Genomic DNA, 8,973 nt, shown 5'->3' on the forward strand with positions numbered 1-8,973 from the left:
GTCTGCCGCATCCCGTTCTTCTGCACGACGTCGCGCTCGGGGACATTGTCCAGACGTCACCCGGGGGCGAACCGGACTACGGATCTTGTCGACGTGCTGATGGTGACCGGCGACGGCTACACGGTCGTGGGCGGGCTAGAAGAGCCAGACCAGTAGGAGGGTGAGGGCTGCGGTGACGGTGGCGGTCACGACGACGACCCACCAGGTGTCGGGGTGGTTGCAGGGGATGAGCTCTGGCGGCGCCTGCACGACGACCACGGGGGCGGGCGGCGGGGGTGCGGCCGGGGGCACGGGTGGCGGTGGGGTCATGCTCGACCCGCAGCGCACGCACGTCACGGCGACGGGTGTGTTGAGCTCGGCGCACACGGGGCACGCGAGCGTCGCGGACAGTGCGGACCCGGACGCGCCGGGGGCGCGCCAGCGCGCGTCGTCGGTGTCCTCGTCGGTCAGCGGTGCGGACGAGGGCCGCGCCCAGAACAGCGGGTAGTCGCACTGCGGGCAGAAGTCGCTCGCGAGGCGTGCGCCGGCCTGCACGTGCGCGGTGGCGCCGCACTCCGGGCACGTGACCTCGAGCGTGTCGCGCGATGCGTCGACGTCCGTCATGACGCCATCTCCCCTTCCTCCGCGAGCACGGGCCACACCGTCCGGCCCGCCACTCGCACCTCCACCTGCACGTGCGCGGGGACCTCGTCGAGCACCAGCGCGAGGAAGTCCGACTCGCTGAGCGGTCCCGTCGAGTCGACCTCGAGCACTGCCCAGGCCGGTCCGTCGGGTGCCGCGCCCTCGCCGTACACGCCGCCGCTCTCGGTGACCCGCACCGGTCCGCCGGAGTAGAGCTCGAGCAACCGGGACAGACCCCGGACCGTGCCGCGCCACTGCAGCGTCTGCGCCGCTGTTCGCAGGATACGTCGCTGCGTCGCCGCCGGGTACGACGTGTCGATGCCGGGCATGCCGAGCCAGTGGCCCATCTGCCGCACCATCGCGGTGGGCGTCACGTCGACGTCCGCGAGGTAGGGCAGGTTGTCGGCGTGCTGCAGGAGCGTGCCGCCCTGCTCCTGGAAGATCGAGACGAACCGCACGAAGAAGTCCTCCGACAGCATCCCGTAGGGGAGCTGCCGCAGGAGCCAGTCGGCGGGGCGGCCGGTCATCGCACCACCACGCGGTGGTCGGCGGACAGGAACAGCGCGTGGTCGGCGAGCGTGATCGTCTCGCGGCCGCCGCCGATGCGCCGCCCGGTGCGCAGGTCGTACTCGAACAGCTGCAGCTCGTCGACGGCGAGGACGCCGTCGACGCCTTCGACCACCTGTGTCGCGGCCGATGCCGTGAGCGAGGCGTCGAACGGCCAGCCGGTGCCGTCGGGGCCGCCCGTGAGCGGGTGGACGTACCGCGTCAGGGCGTCCGACACGCGCTGACGGACCATCGCGGCGGGACGGCCGGGCAGGGTGCGGACGAGCGCGGCGACGCTGACGCCCTGGTAGAACGGCGTGCCGATCTCGACGGGCACGCCGACCATGCGGCGCTCGTCGATCGAGGTCGCGACCGCGTCGAACAGCGTGGGCGAGAGCGCGAAGTCGTCGATGCGGTGCGTGCGCGCGTCGGTGCGGACCTGCGGCACGATCAGCACGCGCACGACGGGCGAGCCGCTCGTCGCGGCGGGCAGGCAGCGCGCGCGGGCGACCTCGACGGACGCCTGCCGGGTGATCGCCTCGAAGTCCGCCGCGGTGACGGCGCGCTGGCCGGTGCGCAGCGTGAGCGGGCCGCGCACCTTGGCCTCGGCGACCGTCTCGGCGTCCACGCCGCCGGACGCTGGCCGCGCGTTGGAGACCGACGAGACGAACGGCAGCCCGCTGCGCAGCGACGTCAGGGTGCGCGCGCCGACGTTCCCGCGCGCGCCGCCGCCCGTGCGGTACGGGGTCACGCGGATCTCCGCACCGTCGGGCGGGACCGCGCCGTGCTGGCGCACCGCACCGTCGGGGTGCCGGATCGCGGGCCCGAACCGGACCTCGCCCGTGGTCGAGTCCCACACGATGTGCCGGTCACCGGGGCCCGACGAGGCGAAGTCCGGCACCTCGTCCCAGCGCTGGGTGACGCCGCGCGCGACGACGAGCACACCCTCCTCGTCGCGCCGGCTCGCGACCGGTGCCCCCGAGACGGTGAACGACTGGCCCGGCTGGCCCGTGGAGCGGCCCAGCAGCTCGGCGGGCAGGGTCGTCGAGTGCTCGGCGGGCACGGTCACGCCGAGCGCGAGGATCGAGGCGCTGGCCACGCGGGGTGAGGCGGCGAACGTCGGCTGGCCCGGCTGCGGGCGCTGCAGCCGCACGCGCACCCAGTGCGCGAGCTGGCCGCCGAGCAGCAGCGGCTCGTGGCGCTGCGGGAGCAGCAGGAGCACCGAGCCGGACTTGTTCAGCCCGCCGGTGGTGTCGGACTCGACCTGGCACGCGATCCACGCCTCGCCGTCCCACGCCTCCCACGCGAGCGGGGCGTTCGTCGGGTCCACGCCGATGCCCTCGGCACGTGCGGACAGGTCGAGGCGCACCGCGTACCCGGCGAGCGACGCGCGCGCCCCGAGGTAGAGCGCGTCACCGGGGGCGACGGGCTGCGAGGTGAAGCACGTCGCGGACGCGCCGGGGACGGTCAGGTCCTCCCACACGTCGGTCGCCTGACCCTCGGCGTTGATCGCCTGCGCGGCGACCAGCTCGGGCGGGGACACGACCGCCTCGGCGCTCGTCGAGAACACGACCGGCTCGTCGCCGACGGTCGCGACCTCGGTGCCCGCGGGCACGTGCACCGCGCGGTCCGCGGGCGCCGACAGCCAGAACGTCAGGTCCGCGTGCGCCACGGCGGGCGGGAACGGCTCGATCCCGACGAGGTTGAGGAAGTGCACGTACATGCGCTCGGGCACCTGGTTGACCCGGAAGAGCACCATCTCGCTCATCCACGCGAACAGCTCGATGAGCGCGACGCCCGGATCGGCGACGTTGTGGTTGGTCCACTCGGGAGTGAACCGGGGGATGAGCCGCTTGGTCTCGTCGACGATGTCCTGGAACGTGCGGTCGTCGAGGTGCGGAGGGTCGAGCGGGGCCATCAGGTGTCCTCACGGGGGATCACGTAGAACGGGTAGACCAGGTTGCGCCGGTCGTTGGTGGACTTCACGCGGTAGGTGATCTGGATGCGGACCAGGCCGGAGTCGTCGTCGTCCTGGACGGGCCGGACGTCGTCGACGTCGATCCGCGGCTCCCACTGGGCCAGGGCGTCGCGCACGGCCTGCGAGATCAGGCCGAGCAGGTTCGGTGTCACGGGCTCGAACATCAGGTCCCAGATCCTGCAGCCGAACTGCGGACGCATGAGGCGCTCACCGGGTGCGGTGAGCAGCACCACGCGGATCGCGTCCTCGATGTCGCCGCCGGGCGCGGTCAGGGCGATCGCGCCGGTGTGGTCGACCCCGAGCGGCCACGCGAACCCTCGTCCGACGAAGTCCGCCGCGCTGGTGATCTCGCTCATCAGTTGATCTTCACCATCGTTCCCTTGATCTCGAGGATGCCGCCGGCCTCGACCTTGGTGCTCGCCTTGCCCTTGATCGACGCCTCGAGGCCCTCGATCGCGACGCCGAGCTGGCCCTTCGCCTCGATCTTCTGCTTCGAGTCCAGCACGATGCCGTCGGTGGCCTCGATCGTGATCGTCGAGCCCTTGAGCGTGACGGCGCCCTTGCCGTCGAACGTGAGCGACGAGCGCCCGACCGTGACGGTCAGCGGCACGTCCCCGTTCGCGACGATGTCCACACCCTTCTTGCCGAGCTTGACCTTCTGGTTGCCGCCCGCGGCGAGCAGCTCGATGTACGACTCCTCGGGACCGCTGCCCTCGGACAGGTGCACGGCGTGGCCGGTCTCGGTACGGATGAGGTGCCCGATCACCTTGCCGTCCTGGATCAGCACCTGGTCGGGTGCCACGGACTTGGCGCTGAACAGGCCCCCGAGCACCACGGGACGCGCGACGTCGTCGTTCTCGAACCCCACGAGCACCTCGTCGCCGACGCTCGGCAGGAAGACCTGACCGCGCTTGGCGCCCGCACCCATGTGCACGACGCGTGCCCACGCGGACTTCGCCTGCGCCGCGGCGGTGGGCAACGAGACGCTGACCCGACCGAGGGCGGCGGGGTCCTTCAGACCGTCCACGACGCCGACGACGAGCCCGGCGTGGCGGAAGCTCGACGGGCCCCACCCCTGGTCCCACGGGTCGGCGAGCGTGACCGGGTCGCGGTCGCCCGCGACGAACAGCGTGCGCGCGCCGGACCGGTCGATGACGTGCGTGACCTCACGCACGTAGTACGTGCCGTTGCCCGGACCCGCACCGTCGATCGTCACCGTGCCCCCGGCGCGCAGCGCGGGCGTGAACAGCGCACGTCCGCGCGCGAGCATGCGGCCGGTGCGCGCGGCGATGCCGCGGGCCAGCAGGACCGCCTCCTGCGCGGAGGCCGGCGAGACGCGCGTGCCCGTGTAGCTGTTGCGCTTGTCGCCCGAGGCGGGCTGCTGCCCGGACCGCGACTGCGGGCTGCTCGCCTCGCCGGTCACGGCGGTCTGCTGCTCGGGGTTCCAGCCGCGCACGGTCACGTCGGTGGGCGCGTCACCGACCTGCCGGACCGCGAAGGTCTGCAGGTCGATCGCGAGCGTGAGCGAGACGGGCGTGGCCCCCGGAGCGCCGCCGGTCGCGGCGATCCACAGGTCGAACGTCTCCTCGGTGACCAGCCAGTCGAGCCCGTACCGCTGCGCGATCTCGTCGACGAGCGCGAGCGCGCTGCCGTTGCGCAGCACGAACGGCGTCGTCGTCGTGGGCACGCCCTCCTTGCTGCCGAGCCGCAGGGGCGTCGTCACGAGCTTGGTCACGACGTCCGCCAGGCTCATCTCGTGGTACGTCTCGGCGCCGCTCGCGCGCGTGAGCTCGATCGCGAGGTCGTCCGCGACGACGACGAGGCGGGGCCCGTCGTTGTCCATCTCGCTCGACACCGACGTGACGGTCCCGACGAACAGCGTCGTGGCCGACAGGTCGACGCTCGTGACGGACAGCTTCGAGCCGATTGTCACCGTGGACGCCTCGGCGAGCGCGAAGCCCTGGTCCGCGAACGTCAGCGTGGCGCGGCCGATCGCCCGCAGCCCCGCCCGCACGCGCACGTCGGTGAGCTGCTCGGCCCACACGCCGTCCAGGTCGCGCCCGTCCACGCTCACCCGCGGCCAGGTGAGCAGGGTCTCCTCGCGCACGACCGTCACGAGTCGATCCTCGGCACGGTCAGCAGGGTCCCGGGACGCAGCGCGAGCGGGTCGGCGATCGCGTTCGCGGCGGCCAGCGTGCGCCAGCGCGTCGAGTCGCCGTAGTACCGCGCGGCGATGCGGTCGAGCGTCTCGCCCGACTGCACGCGGTGTACGCGGTGCGGCTTGGGCGTCCCCGACGTCGGGTTCTGCCGCCCGAACGCCTGCGACGGCTCGTACTGGCGCAACGTCAAGCCCACGGTCGCGCGCAGCGGGGTGCCCGTCCCGGAGAAGTAGGTGAACGTCAGGTCGAGGTCCGCGACGACCGCCTTGAACGAGTGCAGGTCACCCCAGTGGAACGTCACGTACGGCGGGCGCACGTTGTGGCTCGACTCGTCCGACCCCGGCAGGCCCGGGTCGATGTCCATGAGCGCCACGATCTTGCCCGTGTGCGCCGCGACCGACGTCCCGTCGTTCGTCGTGTCGAAGAACAGGTCGACGCGCAGCACGCCCGACTCCGCTCCCGTGTACCGCAGCCGCGGCACGTCACGTCCGGGCACGGCCGCACCGGCCCACGAGTTGCTGCGGCTGATCTGCAGCTGCGAGGGGTTGAACAGGCACGGGATCCGGGCCCCGCCCTCGACCTCGAGGAACGCCTTCTCCACCGCCATCAGAACACCTCCGAACCGCGCCGCCAGGAGCGCCGCTCCGTCTCTTCCTCGAGCCGACGCTCCACGAGCCGCAGCACGTGGTCGTCGAGCTCTTCGCGCCGCCACGTCTCGAGCCGCGCCACGAGGCGCTCCTCGACGGTGCGGGCGATCTCGGCGATCGTCTCCTCCGACGCGCCGGGTGCGGTCAGCGCCGCGGCCGGCGGTGCGGGCGCGAACAGGTCCATGGGCCCTCCTGTGCTGTCGGGGCGGGACCCGCCGATGGTCGTCGTGCCGCGCGCGCCGCTCGGGCTCGCGGGCGTCCAGGCGCGCGGGGTGGTCGTCGCTGCGGGAAGCACCGGCGGCGCGCCCCCGGTCCGGCCCGGGACGGAGCCCCGCTGCCACGCGCGGGGCGCGGCAGGTGCTGCGGTCGTGGGCGTGCGGCGCACCACGGTCCGCGGCGGCAGCACCGCCCACGCGGCGGGCAGCGCAGGTGCGCCCGCGGCGGTCGAGGGGGCCACGGGCGCCGGCCCGCGTGCGGCGAGCGGACTGGACGCGAGCGCCTCGGCCGCGAGCGCGCTCGCGGACAGCGAGGAGCCGCCACCCCACGGTCCCGACGAGGGTGCGGCCGACGAGGGTGCGGCAGACGAAGCGGCGCGCGGTGGGCTCAGGGACGACGAGGTCGTCGGCGACCAGGCGGCGGGCGGCGCGGCGGAGGCGTGCCCGGTCGGACGCCAGGCGCCGGGCTCGCCGGCGCGACGCACGGGTGAGCGCGGGCCGGGACGGTGCGACGTGCTGCCCGGACGCTGCTGCGTCCCGGTGGTCCCGGTCGTCCCGTTGGTCGTGGTGATCGAGCGCCGGACGGTCGTCGCGACGGGCGCGCTAGGCCGGGCGGCCAGCGCGCCGGACGCCGGGGCCGCGACGGGTGCCCCCGCGCTCATGCCGGTGGCCGGGTTGACGGGGACGGGTGCGAGCAGCGCGACCGTGTGACCAGGGCCGCGACGAGGGGTCGCGGCCGGCTCCCATGCAGCGGGCGACGCGATCGCGGACCAGTCGACGTCCCGACCGCCCGCGTACGCCCGCCGGACCGGCACGCTGGCCGCCGGGGCCGCGGCACCCGCGGCAGGACGTGCGGCCGGCCGTGCAGCCGACGGCTGTCCGGCCGAGAGCTGTCCGGTCGACGGCTGTGCGGGCGACGGCTGTGCGGTGGACGGTTGTGCGGGCGACGGCTGTGCGGTGGACGGTTGTGCGGGCGAGAGTCGTGCAGCCGACGGCTGTGCGGTCGACGACGACGTCGCCGAGGGCGTCGCACCGGCCGTGGCGCTGCCGGTCCGGGGGCTCGGGACGCCGCTCGTGGCGTGCTGGTCGGCGCTCGCGGACGTGCCTGAGCCGACGCGTCCGCTGACGGGCGTCGCCGCGCTGGTGGACCCGACTGCAGGCTGCGGGGCGGTGGGTGCGGTCGCGCGTGGGGCGGAGGTGCTGACGGAGCGGCGCAGGGCTGCGGGTGCCGCGTCGCGCGGCAGGCCGTGCAGGGCGCTCGCCGCGGGAGGCGCCGGAGCCTGTGCGCGGCGCGCGACGGGTGCGTCCGTGCGCGCCGTACGGCCCGGCTGGGCACCGGACCAACGCGTGGCGCGTCGCAGCACGGCCGGCTCGAGCCCGAGGCCGCGGCGCGAGTCGTCGATCCAGCCCGGACGATGCCCAACCCGGCGGTGTCCGCCGCCCGGGAGCCCGCCCACGCCGCGCGCGGCCGACGGCGTCGAAGCGCCCGCCGACCCGTCTTGCACTGCCGACCCGTCCTGCACTGCCGACCCGTCCTGCGCTGCCTGGCCGTGGTGCGCTGCCGATCCGTGGTGCGTTGCCGACCCTCCACGCGCCGTAGATCCGGGCTGCGCCACCGGTCCGGGCTGCGCCACGTCATGCGATGCGGCGGCGACGCCCGGAGCGGGGATCGCCCCGCTCGGCGCCGTCCAGCGGCGGACCGTGCTCGCGGCCGGTGACGCCTGGGTGGAGGAGGTCGCCGCGGTCGCGGCGGAGGCCGTGGACGTGCGGCTCGTCGCCGCTGCGGGGGTGGGGACCGCGGTGCTGGCCGAGGGTGCGGCCGAGGTCGCAGGAGAGGGGCGGTCCGACGAGACACGTGCTCCCGCGCCGATCGGCTGGTCCGCGGCCAGGCCGCGGCTCGCGTTCGGCGCCGGGGCGACCATGCGTCGCGCAGCCGCCGTCGGGTTCCCGGGGATCGGGGTGGCCGGACGCCGCAGCTGCGACCCGCGCCCGGCCAGCATCCGCCGGACGGGCCCGAGCAGGCCGCGCCGCGTGGCGCCCGGAAGCGCGTCGCCACCGATCGCGCGGTCCGCGCCGAGCGCACGTGGCAGCGCGGACACGGGCGCCGGGCCACCGACCGCGACGTGGGCGCCGCTCGACGCGCCCGCGCCCGGGCTGGACGACCCCGGGCTGGACGACCCCGGGCTGGACGACACCGACGCCGAGGACGCCGACGCCGTCGATGGCGAGGCCACCGCGGGCGCAGACGGGGTCGGGGAAGCGGCAGCGGAGGAAGGAACGCGCGGGCGAGCCGGCGCCACAGCGCTCGTCGGCTGGCTCTTCGGCTGGCTCGTCGTCCGGAGCACGGGTGCGCCGCCCGGACGCGCCGGCGCCGCGTCGGGCGCGCGCACGGCGGGCTGGGCGCGGGCGACGCGCGCGTCGGTCACCGCGGCCGCGCGCGCTCGTCGGCGCAGGAATCGTCCGGCGGGCCGCAACGCGGAGACCGGTCCCGGCGCGCTCGTCACGTCGCTGCCGGGTGAGGCGAGCGATCGTCGGACGGGTGCGGGGCTCGTCGTCGCGACAGCGGGAGTCCGGTCCGCCGGGCCGGTGGCGACCGCGGGCGACGACGAGGGTCCGGACCCCGGGACGTTCCCCGGTTGCGACCGCGCGTCGCCGGGTGGCCGGGCGGGCATGCGGGCCGCGGAGCGTGGCCGTGCCGCGTCGGCGTTCGTGACCATCCGTCCGGCCGCTTGGACGTCGGGCGTGACGCGCACGCGCACGGTCTGCGGCGCGAGCCGGTCGCGGACGCTGCCGGGGCGGCGGGCGCC

8 protein-coding genes and 1 pseudogene are annotated in these 8,973 nt (G+C 75.2%); 2 read left to right on the forward strand and 7 right to left on the reverse strand.

Annotated elements, in window-relative coordinates; translation table 11 throughout:
• Nucleotides 1-135 precede the first annotated feature (135 nt).
• Genes CGE01nite_RS11650 through CGE01nite_RS17000 form a run of 7 tightly spaced genes read right to left on the reverse strand, consistent with a single transcriptional unit; the run spans nt 136 to nt 6,135 of the window.
• Nucleotides 136-603, reverse strand: coding sequence for a hypothetical protein (locus CGE01nite_RS11650; RefSeq protein ID WP_141371101.1), 468 nt, complete (start codon nt 601-603; stop codon nt 136-138).
• A complete protein-coding gene (locus CGE01nite_RS11655; protein WP_048341397.1) occupies nt 600-1,148 on the reverse strand; it encodes a phage tail protein in 549 nt (182 codons plus the stop codon). The genes CGE01nite_RS11650 and CGE01nite_RS11655 overlap by 4 nt, the downstream gene beginning before the upstream one ends.
• Entirely contained in the window at nt 1,145-3,085 is a 1,941-nt protein-coding gene (locus tag CGE01nite_RS11660; protein WP_048341396.1) for a putative baseplate assembly protein, read from the reverse strand. Before CGE01nite_RS11660 ends, CGE01nite_RS11655 begins: the two co-directional genes overlap by 4 nt.
• The gene (locus CGE01nite_RS11665; protein WP_048341395.1) at nt 3,085-3,501 is read right to left on the reverse strand and encodes a GPW/gp25 family protein; all 417 of its coding nucleotides are present in this window, start codon (nt 3,499-3,501) and stop codon (nt 3,085-3,087) included. The genes CGE01nite_RS11660 and CGE01nite_RS11665 overlap by 1 nt, the downstream gene beginning before the upstream one ends.
• Complete coding sequence (locus CGE01nite_RS11670; RefSeq protein WP_170210956.1) at nt 3,501-5,261, reverse strand: phage baseplate assembly protein V; 1,761 nt, start codon at nt 5,259-5,261, stop codon at nt 3,501-3,503. Before CGE01nite_RS11670 ends, CGE01nite_RS11665 begins: the two co-directional genes overlap by 1 nt.
• Nucleotides 5,258-5,911: a CIS tube protein gene (locus tag CGE01nite_RS11675; RefSeq protein ID WP_048341393.1), complete on the reverse strand. Its 654-nt coding sequence runs from the start codon at nt 5,909-5,911 to the stop codon at nt 5,258-5,260. Before CGE01nite_RS11675 ends, CGE01nite_RS11670 begins: the two co-directional genes overlap by 4 nt.
• Nucleotides 5,911-6,135, reverse strand: coding sequence for a hypothetical protein (locus CGE01nite_RS17000; RefSeq protein ID WP_170210957.1), 225 nt, complete (start codon nt 6,133-6,135; stop codon nt 5,911-5,913). The genes CGE01nite_RS11675 and CGE01nite_RS17000 overlap by 1 nt, the downstream gene beginning before the upstream one ends.
• On the opposite strand from CGE01nite_RS17000, the gene CGE01nite_RS17005 reads away from it, so the two are divergent.
• Both CGE01nite_RS17005 and CGE01nite_RS11685 read left to right on the forward strand, forming a co-directional pair.
• Nucleotides 6,134-6,877, forward strand: a complete 744-nt coding sequence (locus CGE01nite_RS17005; RefSeq protein WP_170210958.1) for a hypothetical protein — start codon at nt 6,134-6,136, stop codon at nt 6,875-6,877. The two genes, CGE01nite_RS17000 and CGE01nite_RS17005, sit on opposite strands and share 2 nt — an antisense overlap.
• A 990-nt stretch (nt 6,878-7,867) precedes the next feature.
• A pseudogene (locus CGE01nite_RS11685) lies at nt 7,868-8,973 on the forward strand (hypothetical protein); the annotation flags it as partial.

The sequence above is a fragment of the Cellulomonas gelida genome (assembly GCF_006538725.1).
GTDB lineage: Bacteria > Actinomycetota > Actinomycetes > Actinomycetales > Cellulomonadaceae > Cellulomonas > Cellulomonas gelida.